Raw genomic sequence first — 17,804 nt, forward strand, 5'->3', positions numbered from 1 at the left:
TCAGGCCCCCGGGGCGTGCAGGAGGACCATCTCGAGGCAGAACCCCGGGCCCATCGCGAGCAGCAGCCCATGGGTGCCGGGCGCGGGCGGACGGTCGCGCAGCGTGTCGGCGAGCACGTGCAGGACCGACGCCGACGAGAGGTTGCCGATGCGGGCCAGGCTGTCCCACGTCATCCCGAGCGCGTCGCGGTCGACCTCCAGGGCCTCCTGCATCGCCTCGAGCACCTTGGGCCCACCCGGGTGGGCCACCCACCAGCCGATGTCCGCACGGGTCAACCCCTGGTCGGCGAGGAACCCGTCGACGTCCTCGCGCAGGTTCTCCCTGACGAGGTCGGGCACCTCGACACCCAGGACGATGCGCAGACCGCTGGCCCCGACGTCCCACCCCATGGCGCGCTCGGTGTCGGCATACATCCGGCTGCGGGTGGCGAGCACCCGCGGTCCGGACGCGGACCCGTGGTCGGCGCCCACCATGACCACGGCCGCGGCCCCGTCGCCGAACAGGCCGCTCGCCACGAGGTTGGCCATCGAGGTGTCGTCGCGCTGGACGGTGAGGCTGCAGAGCTCCGTGGACACGAGGACGGCCACCTCGCCGGGGTGGCCCAGCAGGTAGTCGTGGACCCGTGCGACCCCGGCAGCCCCGGCGACGCAGCCCAAACCCACCAGGGGGACGCGCTTGACGTCGGCCCGCAGCCCGATGCGCGCGGCGATCCGCGCCTCGACCGAGGGGACGGCCAACCCGGTGATGGTCGCGGAGACCACCAGGTCGACGTCCCGCACGGTGAGACCCGCCGCCGCCAGCGCCTCCTCGACCGCCTCCGAACCCAGGTCGACGGCGACGCGGATGAACTCGTCGTTGGAGGCGCCGAAGTCCTTGAGCTCGGGGTAGCGCTCCAGCGGGAGGGCCAGGTGCCGGAACTCGACGCCTGCGTTGCCGTGGACCCGTTGCAGGAGAGGCAGGTTCGGCTTGTGGGGAGCAAGGACCTCGGCGAAGACCTCGGTGACCTCGCTCTGGGGGTAGCGGTGCTCCGGGAGCGTGCCGCGGACGGAGAGGAGGTGGCTCACCTCCACAGCCTAGGCACGGCCGGCCCGGGAGCGCGCCCTCGGCGCCATACCGTTCCTCGCACCTACGCTGCGGGGTATGGGTGAGGGCACCGACGGACCGGCGGCACCGTCCGCCGCGCGGCCCCGACCGGGCCCGCACCGCCTGCTCGCGATCCTCGCGGCGGCCCACCCCGCACCCGCCCTCGCGGTCACCGTCCTGACCGCCCTGCTCGCCGTGGCTGCCGGGCACTCCTTCGGCTCCGGCCTCCTCGTCGTGGCCGCGGTCGCGACCGGGCAGCTCGGGATCGGGTGGTCCAACGACCTCATCGACGCCGACCGCGACCGCCGGGTCGGCCGGACGGACAAGCCCGTCGCCACCGGCGCCGCGTCGGAGGCCGTGGTTCGCAGCGCCATCGCGGTGTCCCTCGTCGCGTGCGTGGTGCTCTCCCTCGCGTGCGGCTGGCGTTCGGGGTCGGTGCACCTGGCGCTCGGGGTCGCCTCCGGGTGGGCCTACAACCTCGGCCTCAAGCGCACGGCCTGGTCGGCGGTCCCGTATGCGGTCGCCTTCGGCGCGCTGCCCGCGGTCGTCAGCCTCGCCCTCCCAACCCCGTCCTGGCCACCGGCCTGGATGGTCGCCACCGGCGCAGTCCTGGGGGTGGGCGCGCACCTGCTCAACGCCCTCCCCGACCTCGCGGACGACGCGGCGACCGGTGTGCGAGGGCTCCCCCAGCGGCTGGGGGCAGGCGTCGTGCGGGTCGTGGCACCGCTGGTGCTGCTCGCAGGCTCCGCGGTCGCCGTGCTCGGCCCGCCGGGTCCGGTGCCACTGTCCGCAGCCGTCGCCGGAGGGCTCTGCGTCGCGCTGGCCGCGGTCGCAGTGGGCGGACGGGGACGGGTCCCGTTCCTCGCCTCGATCGCCATCGCGCTCGTCGACGTCGTCAGCCTCGTCCTGCGCGCCTGACGGCGCGGCCTCAGATGGGTTCGAGCAGCCGCTGGAGGAAGGTCTTGGTCCGGGGGTGCTGGGGGTTCGCGATGACGTCCTGCGGCGGACCCTGCTCCACGATCAGGCCGCCGTCGATGAAGAGCACCTGGTCGGCGACCTGCTGCGCGAACCTCAGCTCGTGCGTCACCACCACCATGGTCAGGCCCTCTCCGGCGAGGGCCTTCATCACGCCGAGGACGTCGCCGACGAGCTCGGGGTCGAGCGCGGAGGTGGGTTCGTCGAAGAGCACGAGGTCGGGCCGCATCGCCAGTGCCCGGGCGATCCCGACGCGCTGCTGCTGACCGCCCGAGAGCTGGAAGGGGTACTTGTCGGCGTGGTCGGCCAAGCCCACCTTGTCGAGGAGCCGGCGAGCCCGCTCCGTCGCCTCGGCGCCGGGTTCGTGCTGGACGACGACCGGGCCCTCGGTGACGTTCTCGAGCGCGGTCTTGTGCGGGAAGAGGTGGTGGGCCTGGAAGACCATGCCGCTGTGGCGACGCAGCGCCATGAGCTCGGCCCGCTGCGCTCGGGGCAGGCGGCCGCGGGCACCGGGGTTGATGCCGGCGAAGTCGACGGTGGTGTCGCCGATCCGGACGATCCCCTTGTCGGGCACCTCGAGGGCGTTCAGGGCGCGCAGCAGCGTGGTCTTGCCGGAGCCGGACGGTCCGATGACGCAGGTGACGGTGCCCGGGTCGACGGTGAACGACACGTCCTCGATGACGACGTTGTCGCCGAAGGACTTGCGCAGGTGCTCGACCTCGACGAGGTGGGTGCTGGGAGAGGTGCTCATGCGGCCACGAACCTGTTCAGTCGGGTCTCGGTGCGGGACTGGACGAAGGACAGCACGAGGCAGATGACCCAGTAGTAGACAGCCGCCATGCCGAACAGTGCGAGGAACTCGAAGCTCGGGGCCGCCGCGAGCCGGGCCTGCTGGAACAGCTCGGTCACGAGGATGACCGCGGCGAGCGAGGTGTCCTTGACCAACGAGATCAGGGTGTTGGACAACGGCGGGACCGCAGTCCTCGCAGCCTGCGGCAGGATGATCCGCCGCAGGGTGGTGGCGTAGTCCATGCCGACGGTGGACGCAGCCTCCCACTGCCCCTTGGGCAGGCTCTCGACGGAGGAGCGGACGATCTCCGCGGCATACCCACCGACGTTGACGCTGAAGGCGATCACCGCTGCGAGGAACGGCTCGATCTTCACCCCGAGCTGGGGCAGGGCGTAGAAGATGAGGAAGAGCTGCACCAGCAGCGGCGTCCCGCGGATGAACGAGATGTAGAGCCGGGCGATCCCCGACACCACGGGCTGCTTGGACATCCGCATCAGGCCGACCGCCAGCGCGATCACCATGCCGATGGCGAAGCTGATCGCGGTGAGCGGGATGGTCTTGGTGAGGGCCGCGCGCGCCATCGGCCAGGCGTTGTCCTTCATCACCTGCAGGGTGCTGGTCTGCTTGCGCTCGGCACCGAAGTACTTGGCGTAGATCTTGTCGAGCGTGCCGTCGGCCTTGAGGTCGGCGATGGCCTTGTTGAGCTGGGGAAGGTAGCCCGAGCCCTTCCTCGCCGCGAGGACCGACCTGCTGACGTCGTCGGTCTCGGCGACGACCTTCACCCCCGCGTCCTTCTTGGTGGCGAGGTAGTTGCGGATGGCCAGCTTGTCGTTGACCAGGGCATCGACGCGCCCCTGCTCGAGGTTGTCGATCGCGAGCGCCATGTCGTCGACCGGCACGACCGTCGCCCCGGCCTTCTTGGCGACCTCGGCCCAGTTGCTCGTGATGTTCTGCGCCGACCGCTTCCCCTTGAGGTCGGCGATGGTCTTGATCCGGGTCTCGTCCTTGCGGACGACCAGGACGCCGGTGGTCTCGACGTAGGGGTCGCTGAGGTCGTACCGCGCGTTGCGTTCCTCGTTGAAGGTGATCTGGTTGGCGACGACGTCGAACCGGCCGGCCTCCAGGGCCGCGAACATCGAGTCGAAGGGTGTCTCGACGTACTCGACCTTCACCCCGAGGTGCTTGCCGATGGCGTTCATGACGTCGACGTCGTAGCCGGTCAGGCCGCTGCCCGTCCCGCCGTGGTAGCTGAACGGTGGGTAGACGCCCTCCGTCCCGACCTTGATGGTCGGCGGGAGCCCAGCCGCCCGGGCGGCACCGAGTGGGTCCATCTCGCCACCCGTGCTGGTGCTCGAGGCCGGGGCTGCGGACGACGGCACCGCCACGCAGAGCAGTCCCAGCAGGACCACGAACAGGGCGGAGGCGGCGCGTTTCACCCTGTCACCGTATCCACGCACCGGAGTAGCGTCGCGCCATGGCGCCGTTCGAGACGGTCGAGGCCTACCTGTCCGCGCTGTCCGGGCCGAGCCGAGACGCGGTGGAGCGGCTGCGCGCCACGATCCTGGCGGAGCTCCCGGGTGCCGAGGAGAGGATCAGCTACGGCATCCCCGCCTTCTTCGTGGACGGTCGGGTCGCGATGTACGTCGCCGGGTGGAAGGGACACGTGAGCGTCTACCCGATCCCCGAGGGTGACGAGGCGTATGCCGCCGAGACCGCCCCCTACGTCGCGGGGCGGGGCACGCTGAAGTTCCCGTTGTCGGCCCCGCTGCCGCTCGAGCTCGTCGCACGGACGGCCCGGCTGCACCTCAACCGCGTCCGAGGGACGGGGCAGCCTGCAGGGTGACGCGGTGGCCGGTCATCCACTCCTGGGACCTGTCGGTGACCGCGTACCTGAAGACGACCCGCATCATCGCCTCGAGGGGCACGCGACCCACCCGACCGGGGATCTTCGCGCTGCTGGACCGCGCCCCGACCTTGACGATCTTCTCGACGCGGGCCCTGCGCCGGGCCTCGAAGCGGGCGAACCCCTCCGGCACCGAACCGGCATCCCGCAACGATGCGGCGAGCTCGACGGCATCCTCCAGGGCCATCGAGGCACCCTGACCGGAGCTGGGCGACGGCGCGTGCAGGGCGTCCCCCACCAGGGCGATCCGTCCGCGGTGCCACGTGGGCACGTGCGGCAGGTCGTAGGTGTTGTCCCCGGCGAGCTCCAGCTCTCCTGCCTCGATCAGGGCCCGCGCCGGGCCTGCGTCGTCCTCCGCGAGCCGGGCCAGCCGGTCCCGCCACTCCTCGGGGGTGGTGGCGGCCCGCTCGGCGGGCGCGATCTCCCGCCGGGGCACGTTGACGAACCACACGACGTCGCCCGCCGGTGTCGGGTGCGCCCCGAAGAACGACCGCCGCCCGAACACGAAGTGCCACGACTCCGGAGCCAGCTCGGACGCGAGCGCGGTGCCGCGGGTGATGCCCCCGAAGTTGGTGAGTCCGACGTACCGTGCGCCCGGCGCCCCTGGGTCGACGGCTCGGCGCACGGTGGAGTGCACGCCGTCGGCGCCGACCACGAGGTCGGCCGACAGCTCGCTCCCGTCGGCCAGGGTGGCGACCGCGGCGCCTGCATCCGTGGCCACGGAGACGACCCTGGCGCCCTGACGTACCTCGATCCCCCGCGACCGGGCCTCGTCACCCAGCAGCCGGCCGAGGTGCGAACGCTTCATGGTCAGGGCGGGCGTGCCGTCGGCCAGCGGCGTGCCGGCGGTGACGCGGCCCAGCAGCTTCCCCGTCGCGCCGAACATGAGGTTGGTGCGGGTGCTGCTGCCGATGCCCCGCGCGAGCTCCAGGGTGCCGATCGCCTCCAGGGCGCTGAGTCCGTTGGGAGCGACCGTGAAGTACGAACCCACCTGGTCGCCCGCCCCGCGGGACTCCAGGTGGGACTCCAGGACGAGCGCGTCGATGCCGACCTGCTGCAGGGCCAGGGCGGTGGCGGGTCCGGCGATGCCGCCACCGACGACGAGAGCCTTCACGGTGATAGCCTTTCTTACGACAATCAGATAGTTCGATAATCGAAAGGATTGCACGCATGGCACGACGACGTCAACAGGTCGTGGACGACCTCGGTCGGGCGATGCAGCACTACCAGCGCAGCGTCGCGGCCTTCGACGACGCCGTCGGGCGGCAGCTCGGGCTCGGCCCGGCCGACCTGCGCTGCCTCGACGTGCTCGTGGAGGGACCTCGGACCGCGGGCGAGCTCAGCGTGGCGACAGGGCTCAAGCCGGCGGCCACCACGGCGCTGCTCGACCGGCTGGCCGCCAAGGGGTACGTGCAGCGAGAGCCGAGCCCGACCGACCGACGCAAGATCCTCGTGACGATGACCGAGGAAGGGATGCGTCGCACCTGGGCGGCCTACGGGCCCATGGTCGAGGAGGGTCAGCAGGGGTTGGCGAGCTTCACGGTGGCCGAGCTGGAGCGGCTGCGCGCCCTGCTCGACGGCTTCACCGAGGTGACCGACCGCCACCGGGAGCGGGTCGCTGCGACCGCACCGCCCGCGGGAGCCACAGCGCGCACGCCGTCCGCATCGGCGAGCGGACCCCGGTCAGGCGCCTGAGTCCTCGCCACCCGCGGCGCCCGGGTCCTCGCCACCGGCCGAGCCGGCGATGTTGACCATCCACGCCGTCCCGAAGCGGTCGGTGAGCATGCCGAACTCGTCGCCCCACATCTGCTTCGCGAGCGGCATCGTCACGGTGCCGCCGTCGCTGAGCTTGTCCCAGTAGCCACGCAGCTCGTCGGCGTCGTCGCCGCTGATGCTGACCGTGATCGACGAGCCCGAGTCGCGCTCCATCCCCTCGGGCACGTCGCTGGCCATCAGCGTGAAGCCGGCGTCGGTCACGAGCTGGGCGTGCATGATCTTGTCCTTGTCGGGGCCGTCCCCCGCGCCGTACTCGCCGAAGGTGTTCATCGTCAGGGTGCCCCCGAAGGCGTCGTGGTAGAACTCCATCGCCTCACGGGCGCGGTTGTCGAAGCCGAGGTAGGGGTTGAGCGTCGAGGCCATCAGGTGCTCCCAGGGGTGGTCGGGACCGGCCGACCGGCGCGGCCGAGGGTGATGCCCCGGACGATAGACCCGGGCGCCGACAGCGTCATCACCCTTTCTGCGGGCCTCCCGCACCCTTTCTGCGGGCCTCCCGCGCGCCCCCGACTCAGGCGCGCAGCTTGTCCAGACGAGCCCGCAGCGACGCCTCCCGGTGGGCGTTGCCGTGCAGCCCGAGGTAACGGGCGCCGAACACCGCGAGCAGGGCGTCGTCCAGCCGACGCACGGCCCCGGCCGGGTAGCGGTAGCCCATCCGCGCGTCGATGGCCGGTGCGTCGATCGACTGGAGCAGCCCGGCGAGCTCCTCGAGCGAGGTGATCCCGAGCTCGAGCAGCAACCCGGAGATCCAGGCGTAGTGGTCGGTGCGTGACCAGCCGGCATCGGTGAACTGGCCGCCGAGGAAGGTCGCGAGGTCGGAGGCGCTGATGCGCGGGTCGCTGTCGTCGGCCGGGAGGGCGTGCTCACCCATGGTCGCCTGCAACCGGTGCCGGATCTCGGAGAACTCACGGTCGGCGAGCTCGAGCAGGCCTGCGGCCAGGGTGAACCGTCGGTCGAGGTCGCTGACGTGCTCCTCGGGGATGGTGCCCTTGTAGCGGATGTCGTGCTCGAACTCGGCCCAGGCGTGCTGGAGGATCGTCCGCACCTGCACGGACGCGCTGAACCCCTTCAGCGAGTCGTACTGCGCCGGAGCACCCTTGATCCGGTCGATCGCCACGAGCAGGTGGCGGCTCGCGTAGCCGAACCGTCCCTGTCGCGCCGTCTCCTGCCCGAGGTCGCGGTCGTCGAGGACGCTGAGCTGGTCGGAGAGCAGGTCGGCGACGGCGGTGACGTCGTCACGCAGGTAGGTCACCACCCGGACCCCCACCTGGTCGGTGATCTGCTCGAACGGGTCCCCGTAGAGCGGGTCGCCGTCGGGGCCCGTGCGGGCCGCCTTGCCCGCGAACGAGGCGACGCTCTTGGCCCGGCCGGTCACCGACACGTAGTTGATGCCGGCGTCGTCGAGCAGCGCCGTCACCATGGCGACGTACCCGTCACTGGCCTCCTGCACCTGACCGTGCACGGCGGCATACCGCTGCACGGCGGCACGGATGCGCTCCTGGTCCTCACTCACGGACCCCACCCTGCCGTATGCCGCGCTGCGGCGGGCTCAGTGACCGGTGCGGCCGTCGATCCGCTCACGCAGCAGGTCGGCGTGGCCGCAGTGCCGCGCGTACTCCTCGATGAGGTGCACGAGCAGCTCCCGCAGGGAGATGGGGTCGCGGGTCGGGTGGGTGCTCATGAGCTCGAGCGAGGCGGCCTGCGCGACGAACTCCTCGGCGTGGGCGACCTCCCGCCGCCAGGACTCCCACGCCTCGGCCACGACCTCGGGATCGGCGACCGCGCCGTCGAAGTCGGCGTCGACGACCTCGCTGGTGCCGTAGAGACGCGGGATCTCGTTGCCCTCCATGGTGATCCGGAACCAGATGTGCTCGACCTTCGCGAGGTGCCGCAGCAGACCGAGGAGCGACAAGGAGGACGGTTCGACCGAACGCGTCGCCAGCTGCTCCGCCGTCAGGTCTTCGCACAGTCGCGCGAAGGTGAGCCGGAAGTGGCCGAGGTACTCCACGAGCACCTCCCGCTCACTGGCGGGCGCGGGGCTCTGGGAGTCGTTCGACGGGGAGGTCATGGCGCAGAGCATGCCAAAGCCGGAATCAACGGGGTCGCCAGACGGTTGACGCGGGCATGACGACATGGGGTTTCATCGGCAGTGGCAACATCGGCAGCACCGTCGCACGGCTGGCCCTCGCGGCCGGCCACGAGGTCGTGATGAGCAACAGCCGCGGGCCGGAGACGCTCGCCGACCTCGTCACCGAGCTCGGCCCGGGTGCACGGGCCGCGACGGCGGCAGAGGCTGCGAAGGCCGGGGACGTGGTCGTCGTGACCATCCCCCTCAAGAACTACCGCGACATCCCGGTCGACGAGCTCGCCGGCAAGGTCGTCATCGACACCCTCAACTACTACCCGCAGCGTGACGGGCAGGTCGCCGAGCTCGATGACGAGTCGACCACGACGTCCGAGCTGGTCCAGGCGCACCTGCCCACGTCCCACGTGGTCAAGGGCTTCAACAACATCTACTTCGAGCACCTCCGGGCCCTGGCCCGCCCCGCCGGCTCCCCTGAGCGCAGCGCCCTCGCGATCGCCGGGGACGACGCCGACGCCAAGGCCACCGTGACGCGGCTGTTCGACGAGATCGGCTACGACACCCTGGACCTCGGCCCCCTCGCCGAGGGCTGGCGCACGCAGCGCGACACCGCGGCCTACGCCGTGATGTATGCCGCGGACCCCACCGACTGGTCGAAGGGGCCGGCGCCCGTGGACGCCTCCGTGCTCGCCGATCGTGCAGCCGCGGCGAAGCGGTACCGCGACAGCTGACCCGGTCCGGCCGACGGGCCGGCGGCTACCCTCGGTGAGCGTGCGCCCCACCCTCGCGATCGTCGTCGCCGGCCTGCTGCTGGCTGCCTGCTCCTCGCCGCCACCCGGCCGCGCGGCCGGCACGGGCTCCGCCGCCTCCTCGGGGGCCGCCACCGCCACGTCACCGGGGACCACCGCCACGACCGCGGCGAGATCGACCACGTCCACGACCGCCGCGACCACGACCGCCGCGACGAAGCGACCCTCGACCGCCACGGCCACGAAGACCGCGCGGTCCACCCCCTCGACCCCCGAGGCCCCCACGCCGACGCCGTCGCGTTCCACGGCCGGCGGCCCCGCCAGACCCGCGGGCCTGGTGGGCGACACCCGCAACGCCCTGGCGTTCGCCCCGCTGTCCGATCCGGGCGACGTCACCGTCGAGGGCTCGGTCCCGAGCTGGAAGGCCTGGTCGACGTCCAAGGTGCTGGTCGTCGCGGCCTTCCTCGACACGGTCTGCGACGGCGACCCCGGCAGGGCCACCGCCCAGCAGCGCCGATGGATCTCTGCCGCCCTGACCGCCTCCGACGCCGACGCGGTCGTGGCGCTGCGCAACGAGATCCCCGGCAGCCCCGGCGCCGCGATCACCCGCGTCCTGCGCTCGGTCGGCGACACCCGCACCGTCGCCCCGGACACCTCGCAGGGCGGGATGCAGTGGACGATCCGTGAGCAGGTGCGGTTCATGGCCGCGCTGGCGAACGGCCGTGTGGTGTCCCGCGCCTCGAGCAGCTACCTGCTCTCGTCCATGCGTCCGATCAGCGCGCACCGGTGGGGGCTGGGCACCATCGGCGCGGGGGCGTTCAAGGGTGGCTGGCTCCGCCCCGACACCGTGACCCGCCAGATGGGGATCTACGACGGGTATGCCGTCGCGATCATCACCGACCACGTGGGCCCGGCGGTGGTCCAGACCGATGGCGACTCCGCGCACGTGCAGCAGATGAACCGGCTGGCGACCATCCTCAAGGCCCGTCTCGCCCGGGAGTAGCGAGAGCTGGCGCCGGCGACCGCGGCCGGCGCGACGTCAGGCCTGCGCGAACCAGGCGTCGAGGCCGTCGAGCAGGCGGGCGACGTCGTCGTCGTCCGTGTACGACGCCAACCCGATCCGCAGCGCACCCGCGTCCCCGAGGCCCAGGGCCCGGGACGCCTCGAGGGCGTAGAAGTTGCTGGCCGGGACGTTCACCCCGCGGTCGGCGAGGAAGCGATAGATCGCCGAGCTGTCGTGCCCGTCGAACCCCACCAGCAGGGTCGGGGTGCGGTGGGCGGCACGGGAGTAGAGGGTGGCTCCGGGCAGCTCGGCCAGGGCGGCCTCGATGCGCCCGCGCAGCTCGAGCTCGTGCGCCTCGACCGCGGCCAGGGAGCGCACCAGCCGTTCCCGGCGGGAGGCGTCGGACCCGGTGCCCGGCACCAGGTCGGCCATGAAGTCGATCGCAGCGGCGGTGCCGGCCATGAGCTCGTAGGGCAGCGTCCCCAGCTCGAACCGTTCGGGCACCGCGTCGGACGACGGCGCGAGCTTGTCGGGCTGCAGGGTCTCGAGGAACGCCGGATCGGCCGCGAACGCCCCGCAGTGCGGCCCGAAGAACTTGTAGGGCGAGCAGGCCACGACGTCGGCGCCGGACCCGACGAGGTCGACGCTCGCGTGGGCGGCGAGATGGACGGCGTCGACGAACAGCAGCGCACCGTGGTCGTGGGCGATCCCGGCGATGGCGGGCAGGTCCGGGCGGGTGCCGATGAGGTTGGAGGCACCGGTCACCGCGACCAGCCTGGTCCGGTCCGTCACCACGTCCGCGAACGCCTGCGGGTCCAGCTCGCCGGTCTCCGGGTCGAACTCCGCCCACCGGACCGTGGCGCCGACGGCCTGGGCGGCAAGCACCCACGGACGGATGTTCGCGTCGTGGTCGAGCCGGCTGACGACGACCTCGTCGCCCGGACCCCAGTCCTTGGCCAGCGTGCGCGACAGGTCGAACGTCAGTGCCGTCATGCTCCGCCCGAACACCACCCCACCGGGCTGGGCCCCCAGCAGGTCCGCGAGCGCGGAGCGGGCGGCGAGCACGTGGGAGTCGGAGTTCTGCTCCGCCCTCGTGACGCTGCCGCGGGTCGACATCGGGGCGGTCATCGTCGACGCCACGGCTTCGGCCACGACCGTCGGGATCTGAGAGCCACCGGGGCCGTCGAAGTGCGCGGCGCCACCGTCCAGGGCCGGGAACTGGGCGCGGAGGGCGACGACGTCGAGGACGGCGGGGGCAACGGCGGGTGCGGTCGGCGGCATACCCAGCACTGTGCCATCCCCGCGCGGGCAGGGTCGCGTCAGACCGTCCACGCGCGCCGGGCGTCGGAGTCCCAGCGCCGCAGTGACACGGCCTCGCCCACCATCTCCGGCACCCCACCACGCTCGCGACCCAACGTCCCCAGCGCCGTCGCCACCTCCTCGGCGGGTATGCCGCGGGCGAGCGTCACGTGCGGCACCCACCTTCCCGGGACGGTGTGGGGCGAGGGGTCGGCGGCACCGGCGACCGCGGACCAGACGGCGGTGTGGAGGTCCAGCAGGGCGCGGTCGGTGACGACGAGGCGGGCCACCACGACGCGGCGGCCACCGAACAGCACCGGCGCGCCGAGCCGCACGGGGACCGGGATCCCCGCCGCCACTGCGGCCAGGAGCTCCTCCGCCGCACCGGGGAACGCGCCGGCGACGGCGACGGAGACGTGCGGCGCGTTGGTCTCGCCGCGGTGGTCGGCCTGGCTGGGCAGCCCCGCCGTGGACAGGGCGGCCCACTCGGCGCGGACCGTGGCATCGGTGGCCGCGTCCAGGAGGAGCTCGACGGACTGCACGACCCCATCCTCGCCGCCGGGGTGACGTACGGCACGCCCGCAGCACGGACTGGCGCCTGTCGCCGCGAGTTGACCGGGAACCGGGAATCAGTCGCCGGTCACCACGGTTGCCGTCCTTGTTGAACTTTTGACGATCGACTTCGAGGAGATTGCATGTCCAAGGCATTCGAGAACGCCCAGGTCGGCCCGTGGACGCTGCCGCAGCGCTTCGTGATGGCTCCGCTCACCCGCAACCGTGCCGGTGAGGGTGGCGTTCCCACCGACCTCAACGTCGAGTACTACCGCCAGCGCGCCAGTGCCGGCCTCATCATCACCGAGGGCACCCAGCCCTCCGCCGTCGGCCAGGGCTACCTCGACACCCCCGGCATCCACAGCGACGAGCAGGTCGCCGGCTGGGCCAAGGTGACCGAGGCCGTGCACGCCGAGGGTGGTCGCATCTTCATCCAGCTCATGCACGTCGGACGCATCGCCCACCCCGACAACAAGGGTGGCCTCGAGTCCGTGGCCCCGAGCGCGATCGCGGCGCCCGGGAAGATGGTCACGGCCACCGGCCAGGTCGACCAGCCGACGCCTCGGGCCCTGGAGACCGACGAGATCCCCGGGATCGTCGCCGACTTCGTGCACGCGGCCCGCCAGGCCGTGGCCGCCGGCGCCGACGGTGTCGAGGTCCACTCGGCCAACGGCTACCTGCTCCACCAGTTCCTCGCGCCGAGCAGCAACACCCGCACCGACGGGTACGGCGGCTCCCCCGAGAACCGTGCGCGCCTGTCGATCGAGGTCACCCGCGCCGTCGCCGAGGCGATCGGCGCCGAGCGCGTCGGGATCCGGATCTCCCCGGCGCACAACATCCAGGGTGTCCTCGAGGAGGACGCGGCCGACACCACGGAGACGTACGACGCGCTCGTCTCGGGCATCGCCGACCTGGGTCTGGCCTACCTGAGCATCCTGGCCGCCCCCGACTCCGACCTGCTGCGTGACCTGCGCAAGCGGTTCGACGGCCCGGTCATGATCAACACCGGTTTCGGTGACGTGACGACGCTGGACTCCGTCGAGGGCCTGCTGGAGCGCGACCTCGGTGACCTCGTCGCCGTGGGCCGCCCGTTCCTGGCCAACCCCGACCTGCCCAAGCGCTGGCGCGAGGGCATCGAGCTCAACGAGCCGAACCCCGACACCTTCTACGGCGGCGGCGCCGAGGGCTACACCGACTACCCGGCCGCCTGACCTCCGGCGCCACCGACCCGGCGCCGGACCAGGGCCTGCTCCGCCGTCCAGCGAGCTGTGCCCACCGGAGTGCGCCCTGCCCATGACGTTCCATGGGCAGGGCGCACTTTCATGGGCGCAGTGGATCCCTAGGGTGGGCGGATGGCGCTCGCACGGTTCAAGGACCTCTGCCTCGACGTGCAGGACGAGGCCCGGCAGGTCCCGTTCTGGACGGCGGCCCTCGGCCTGCGGCGCCGGGCCGACCGGACGGACCCGACGGTCCTGCTCGGCGAGACGGCGCACCACAGCCTGTGGCTCAACACCGTGCCCGAGCCGAAGACCGTCAAGAACCGCGTGCACCTCGACGTCGACACCGAGTCCGTGGCCGCGCTCGAGGCCCTGGGTGCGACCGTCCTGGTCCCGGCCACCCGGGAGCAGGGCTGGACGATCATGGCCGACCCGGAGGGTGGTGAGTTCTGCGCGTTCGTCCGGACCCCGGAGCGGCTGAGCGGCTACCGCCTGTACGAGGTCGTAGTGGACTGCGCGGATCCCGGCCGGATGGCGCGCTGGTGGGGTGAGGTCCTCGGGCTCCCCGTCGGCAGCGACCAGGAGCACGACTGGTGGTGGCTCGACGCGGGGCCGGACGCCGCCCTGCCGTTCGAGAGCCTGGTGTTCGTGCCGGTGCCCGAGCCGCGGACGGGCAAGAACCGCGTGCACTGGGACGTCGACACCCCCAGCATCGAGGCCCTCGTCGCCGCCGGGGCGCGGGTCCTCGAGGAGCGTCCCGACTGGACGGTCCTGGCCGACCCCGAGGGAAACGTGTTCTGCGCGTTCGTCGAGCCGCCGCCGAACGCGTCGGGCGGCCGCGGGCCACGGGTCACCAGTCCCTGAGCAGGACGCCCCCACGGGTGTCGGTCGCGCAGGGCCGGACGTAGCGTGGAGCAATGACCCAGACCGAACGCCCCGGCACCCTCGGCGAGCTCGTCGCCACCGGCTACACCCACCGCAGCGTGAAGGCGGAGCTCCGCGAGAACCTGCTGGAGCGACTGCGTTCCGGGGAGACTGCGTTCCCGGGCATCGTCGGCTTCGACGACACCGTCCTGCCCGAGCTGGAGAGCGCCCTGCTGGCCGGCCACGACCTCGTCCTGCTCGGCGAGCGCGGCCAGGGCAAGACCCGGCTGATGCGCACCCTCGGCCAGCTGCTCGACGAGTGGGCCCCCGAGGTCGCGGGCTGCGAGATCCACGACGACCCGACCGTTCCGGTGTGCACCCGCTGCCTCAACCTCAAGGCCGACCTCGGGGACGACCTCCCGGTGGTGTGGCGGCACCGGGACGAGCGCTACACCGAGAAGCTGGCCACGCCCGACACCAGCGTCGGGGACCTCGTCGGCGACGTCGACCCGGTCAAGGTCGCCCAGGGCCGCACCCTCGGTGACCCCGAGACGGTCCACTACGGCCTCGTCCCCCGTGCCAACCGCGGCATCTTCGGCCTCAACGAGCTGCCCGACCTCGCCGAACGCATCCAGGTGGCCATGTTCAACGTCCTCGAGGAGCGGGACATCCAGATCCGCGGGTACTCCCTGCGCCTGCCCCTCGACCTGCTGCTCGTGGCCACCGCCAACCCCGAGGACTACACGAACCGCGGACGCATCATCACCCCGCTCAAGGACCGCTTCGGGGCCGAGATCCGCACGCACTACCAGGAGGAGGTCGCCGACGAGGTCCGCCTGATCCAGCAGGAGGCCGAGACCGTCGCCGACGTGCCCGAGCACCTCGTCGAGGTGCTGGCGCGGTTCACCCGCGGGTTGCGTGAGTCCTCGGCGGTCGACCAGCGGTCGGGCGTCTCGGCGCGCTTCTCGATCGCGGCGGCCGAGAGCGTGAGCGCCTCGGCCCTGCGGCGCGCGGCTCGCTCCGGCGAGTCCGAGGCCGTGGCCCGGATCTGCGACGTGCCCACCGTGGTGCCGACGCTGCTCGGCAAGGTGGAGTTCGAGATGGGCGAGGAGGGACGCGAGCGCGACGTGCTCGACCACCTCCTGCGGCTGGCGACAGCCGAGACGTTCCGGGCACGGCTGCAGGGCCTGGACCTGTCGGGGTTCACCGAGCGGTTCGCCGAGGGCGAGGTCGTCGAGACCGGCGAGCTCGTCCCCGCGGCCGACCTGCTCGCCCAGATCGGGACCACCCCGGGCCTGTCCAAGGTGCTCGACCGGCTCGGCCACGGCGACGACGCCGGCCCGGGCCAGGTCGCTGCCGCTGTCGAGTTCGTCCTCGAGGGCCTGCACCTCACCCGGCGCCTCGACAAGGACACCGTGGCCGGCCGCACGGTCTACGGGGCCTGATCGTGCCCGGCAGCGGTCACCACGGCGACCGGTTCCGCTACGGCCCGTGGCAGGGTGGGGCCGATCCGCTGGCCCCGCCGTTCGACGTGCGGGAGGCCCTCGACGAGATCGGCCGCGACGTCCTCGCGGGGGGCTCCGCCCGAGAGGCCCTGCGCGACCTGCTGCGGCGCGGGATGGACGGGCGACGCGGGCTCGACGAGCTCGCCGACCGCATACGGCGGGCTCGGGACGCGGCCCGGCGCAAGGGTGACCTGTCGGGCTCGCTCGACCAGGTCCGGGCGGCCCTCGACCAGGCCCTCGCTGCCGAGCGCGACGCCCTCGCCGGAGAGGACACCGACGACGCGCGCCTCGCCGAGATGGACCTCGCCACGCTGCCCGACGACGCGGCCGGTCAGGTGCGGGCGCTCGCCTCGCACGAGTGGCACTCCCCCGAGGCGAAGGCGATCTACGACTCGATCGCCCAGATGCTGCAGCGCGAGGTGATGGACGCGCAGTTCGCCGGGATGGCGCGGGCGCTGTCCGACCCGGACCCGGAGGCGATGGCGGCGGTCCGGGACATGCTCGCCGACCTCAACCGGCTGCTCGCCTCGCACGCCCGGGGCGAGGACACGACCGACGCGTTCCGGCAGTTCATGGACAAGCACGGCGAGCTGTTCCCCGAGGACCCGAAGGACGTCGACGAGCTGATCGACGCCCTCGCCCGGCGACAGGCCGCTGCGGCCCGGATGATGGCCTCGCTCACCCCGGAGCAGCGCGAGCAGCTCGGCCAGCTCATGAGCGACGCCCTCGCCGACGCCGACCTGGCCTCGGAGATGGCACAGCTGGGCGACAACCTGCGCGCCCTGCGACCCGGGCTCGACCGCGGCAGCCCCGTCGGGATGCGCCCCGGTGGTGAGCCCCTGGGCTACAGCGCGGCCGTCGAGGCGGTCGCCGAGCTCGCCGACCTCGAGTCACTCATGGAGCAGATCGGCCAGGGCTACGGCGGGTCGAGCCTGGACGACATCGACGTCGAACGCCTCGAGCAGCACCTCGGCGCCGATGCCGCCCGCGACCTCGAGGCGTTGCGGCAGCTGGAGCGCGAGCTCGAGCGCCAGGGGTACGTCAGCCAGGGCGACGACGGTCTGCGGCTCACCCCGCGCGCCGTGCGTCGGCTCGGGGAGACGGCGTTGAAGAAGGTGTTCGAGGGGCTGTCCGCCGACGGCCACGGCGACCACGACGACCGCCGCACCGGCCACGCCGACGAACCCACCGGCCTGACGAGGGCCTGGGAGTTCGGCGACGAGCAGCCGCTCGACGTCCCGCGCACGGTCGCGAACGCCTTGCGCCGCACCGGTATCCAGCCGGGCCAGGTGAGCCTCGACGTGGCCGACTTCGAGGTGGTCGAGACCGAGCGCCGCACCACGGCGGCGGTCGCCCTCTGCGTGGACATGTCGTTCTCGATGGTCAACGAAGGCCGTTGGGGGCCGATGAAGCAAACGGCGCTGGCGTTGTCGCACCTGGTGCAGACGCGGTTCCGGCAGGACGCGCTGCAGATCATCGGGTTCAACATCGCCGCCAGGCGCCTCACCCCCGTTCAGCTCGCCGATGCCGAGCCGGAGTGGGTGCAGGGCACCAACCTCCAGCACGCACTCATGCTCGCCTCCCGTCACCTGCGCCGGCACCCGCAGGCGCAACCGGTGGTGCTCGTCGTCACCGACGGCGAGCCGACGGCGCACCTCGGGGACGGCGGCATACCGGAGTTCCAGTGGCCGACGACGAGCGCGACCCTGCGCGCCACGGTCGCCCAGGTCGACGAGCTGCGGCGGGCCGGGGCCGCGCTCAACGTGTTCATGCTCGGCGAGGACCCGGGGCTGGCGCGGTTCGTCGACGCCATCGCGCGGCGAGCCGGCGGGCGGGTGTTCACCCCCAGCGTCGACCGGCTCGGCGAGTACGTCGTCAGCGACTACCTCCAGGCCCGCAAGGGGCGTCGCGCTGCCGGCTGACTGGCCCGGGAACAACCACACCTCGCCGTGCGCTGGCACGGTGAGCAGCACCCCGCCCCACCCGCCCCCCCCGCCCGACCCACAC

At 72.5% G+C, this 17,804-nt stretch carries 17 protein-coding genes and 1 pseudogene; 9 read left to right on the forward strand and 9 right to left on the reverse strand.

The window, feature by feature from the left end:
• On the reverse strand, positions 1-1,065 hold the full coding sequence (locus ASC58_RS11710) for a type III polyketide synthase (protein ID WP_056917355.1): 1,065 nt from the start codon (positions 1,063-1,065) through the stop codon (positions 1-3).
• A 76-nt stretch (positions 1,066-1,141) separates the two neighbouring features.
• On the opposite strand from ASC58_RS11710, the gene ASC58_RS11715 reads away from it, so the two are divergent.
• Positions 1,142-2,002, forward strand: a complete 861-nt coding sequence (locus ASC58_RS11715) for a UbiA family prenyltransferase (protein WP_082553232.1) — start codon at positions 1,142-1,144, stop codon at positions 2,000-2,002.
• Between the two features lie 10 nt (positions 2,003-2,012).
• Here the strand turns inward: ASC58_RS11715 and ASC58_RS11720 are convergent, their stop codons facing one another.
• Complete coding sequence (locus ASC58_RS11720; RefSeq protein ID WP_056916174.1) at positions 2,013-2,810, reverse strand: amino acid ABC transporter ATP-binding protein; 798 nt, start codon at positions 2,808-2,810, stop codon at positions 2,013-2,015.
• Positions 2,807-4,285: an ABC transporter substrate-binding protein/permease gene (locus ASC58_RS21970; RefSeq protein ID WP_369796223.1), complete on the reverse strand. Its 1,479-nt coding sequence runs from the start codon at positions 4,283-4,285 to the stop codon at positions 2,807-2,809. The genes ASC58_RS11720 and ASC58_RS21970 overlap by 4 nt, the downstream gene beginning before the upstream one ends.
• Positions 4,286-4,323: 38 nt before the next feature.
• Here ASC58_RS21970 and ASC58_RS11730 point away from each other — a divergent pair, with 38 nt between their 5' ends.
• The gene (locus ASC58_RS11730; protein ID WP_056916173.1) at positions 4,324-4,692 is read left to right on the forward strand and encodes an iron chaperone; all 369 of its coding nucleotides are present in this window, start codon (positions 4,324-4,326) and stop codon (positions 4,690-4,692) included.
• On the opposite strand, the gene ASC58_RS11735 is transcribed toward ASC58_RS11730, so the two are convergent.
• On the reverse strand, positions 4,655-5,866 hold the full coding sequence (locus ASC58_RS11735) for an NAD(P)/FAD-dependent oxidoreductase (RefSeq protein ID WP_056919407.1): 1,212 nt from the start codon (positions 5,864-5,866) through the stop codon (positions 4,655-4,657). The two genes, ASC58_RS11730 and ASC58_RS11735, sit on opposite strands and share 38 nt — an antisense overlap.
• Positions 5,867-5,922: 56 nt before the next feature.
• On the opposite strand from ASC58_RS11735, the gene ASC58_RS11740 reads away from it, so the two are divergent.
• Positions 5,923-6,447, forward strand: coding sequence for a MarR family winged helix-turn-helix transcriptional regulator (locus tag ASC58_RS11740; protein ID WP_056919408.1), 525 nt, complete (start codon positions 5,923-5,925; stop codon positions 6,445-6,447).
• Here the strand turns inward: ASC58_RS11740 and ASC58_RS11745 are convergent.
• The 3 genes from ASC58_RS11745 to ASC58_RS11755 all read right to left on the reverse strand — a co-directional run bounded on the left by ASC58_RS11745 (position 6,436) and on the right by ASC58_RS11755 (position 8,593).
• Positions 6,436-6,891: a VOC family protein gene (locus tag ASC58_RS11745; RefSeq protein WP_056919409.1), complete on the reverse strand. Its 456-nt coding sequence runs from the start codon at positions 6,889-6,891 to the stop codon at positions 6,436-6,438. The two genes, ASC58_RS11740 and ASC58_RS11745, sit on opposite strands and share 12 nt — an antisense overlap.
• Positions 6,892-7,036: 145 nt before the next feature.
• A complete protein-coding gene (locus ASC58_RS11750) occupies positions 7,037-8,038 on the reverse strand; it encodes a GTP pyrophosphokinase family protein (protein ID WP_056919410.1) in 1,002 nt (333 codons plus the stop codon).
• 36 nt (positions 8,039-8,074) lie between these two features.
• Positions 8,075-8,593 carry a DinB family protein gene (locus ASC58_RS11755; protein ID WP_082553258.1) on the reverse strand — a complete coding sequence of 173 codons (519 nt, stop codon included), beginning with the start codon at positions 8,591-8,593 and terminating at the stop codon, positions 8,075-8,077.
• 26 nt (positions 8,594-8,619) lie between these two features.
• Here ASC58_RS11755 and ASC58_RS11760 point away from each other — a divergent pair.
• Both ASC58_RS11760 and ASC58_RS11765 read left to right on the forward strand, forming a co-directional pair.
• Positions 8,620-9,339, forward strand: a pseudogene (locus ASC58_RS11760) (NADPH-dependent F420 reductase); the annotation flags it as partial.
• A gap of 40 nt (positions 9,340-9,379) precedes the next feature.
• Complete coding sequence (locus tag ASC58_RS11765; RefSeq protein ID WP_157598467.1) at positions 9,380-10,360, forward strand: hypothetical protein; 981 nt, start codon at positions 9,380-9,382, stop codon at positions 10,358-10,360.
• Between the two features lie 36 nt (positions 10,361-10,396).
• Here the strand turns inward: ASC58_RS11765 and ASC58_RS11770 are convergent, their stop codons facing one another.
• Entirely contained in the window at positions 10,397-11,641 is a 1,245-nt protein-coding gene (locus ASC58_RS11770; protein WP_056919414.1) for a cysteine desulfurase-like protein, read from the reverse strand.
• 38 nt (positions 11,642-11,679) lie between these two features.
• Entirely contained in the window at positions 11,680-12,201 is a 522-nt protein-coding gene (locus tag ASC58_RS11775; RefSeq protein ID WP_056919415.1) for a 2'-5' RNA ligase family protein, read from the reverse strand.
• Positions 12,202-12,354: 153 nt separating this feature from the next.
• On the opposite strand from ASC58_RS11775, the gene ASC58_RS11780 reads away from it, so the two are divergent.
• The 4 genes from ASC58_RS11780 (at position 12,355) to ASC58_RS11795 (ending at position 17,719) form a co-directional block, all read left to right on the forward strand.
• The gene (locus ASC58_RS11780; protein WP_056919416.1) at positions 12,355-13,422 is read left to right on the forward strand and encodes an alkene reductase; all 1,068 of its coding nucleotides are present in this window, start codon (positions 12,355-12,357) and stop codon (positions 13,420-13,422) included.
• Positions 13,423-13,563: 141 nt separating this feature from the next.
• The gene (locus ASC58_RS11785) at positions 13,564-14,292 is read left to right on the forward strand and encodes a VOC family protein (protein WP_056919417.1); all 729 of its coding nucleotides are present in this window, start codon (positions 13,564-13,566) and stop codon (positions 14,290-14,292) included.
• A 53-nt stretch (positions 14,293-14,345) separates the two neighbouring features.
• Positions 14,346-15,737 carry a sigma 54-interacting transcriptional regulator gene (locus tag ASC58_RS11790; protein ID WP_056916161.1) on the forward strand — a complete coding sequence of 464 codons (1,392 nt, stop codon included), beginning with the start codon at positions 14,346-14,348 and terminating at the stop codon, positions 15,735-15,737.
• A 2-nt stretch (positions 15,738-15,739) separates the two neighbouring features.
• Positions 15,740-17,719, forward strand: coding sequence for a VWA domain-containing protein (locus tag ASC58_RS11795; RefSeq protein WP_056919418.1), 1,980 nt, complete (start codon positions 15,740-15,742; stop codon positions 17,717-17,719).
• The last annotated feature ends 85 nt before the right edge of the window (positions 17,720-17,804 follow it).

It is taken from the genome of Phycicoccus sp. Root101, assembly GCF_001426245.1.
Taxonomy (GTDB): domain Bacteria; phylum Actinomycetota; class Actinomycetes; order Actinomycetales; family Dermatophilaceae; genus Pedococcus.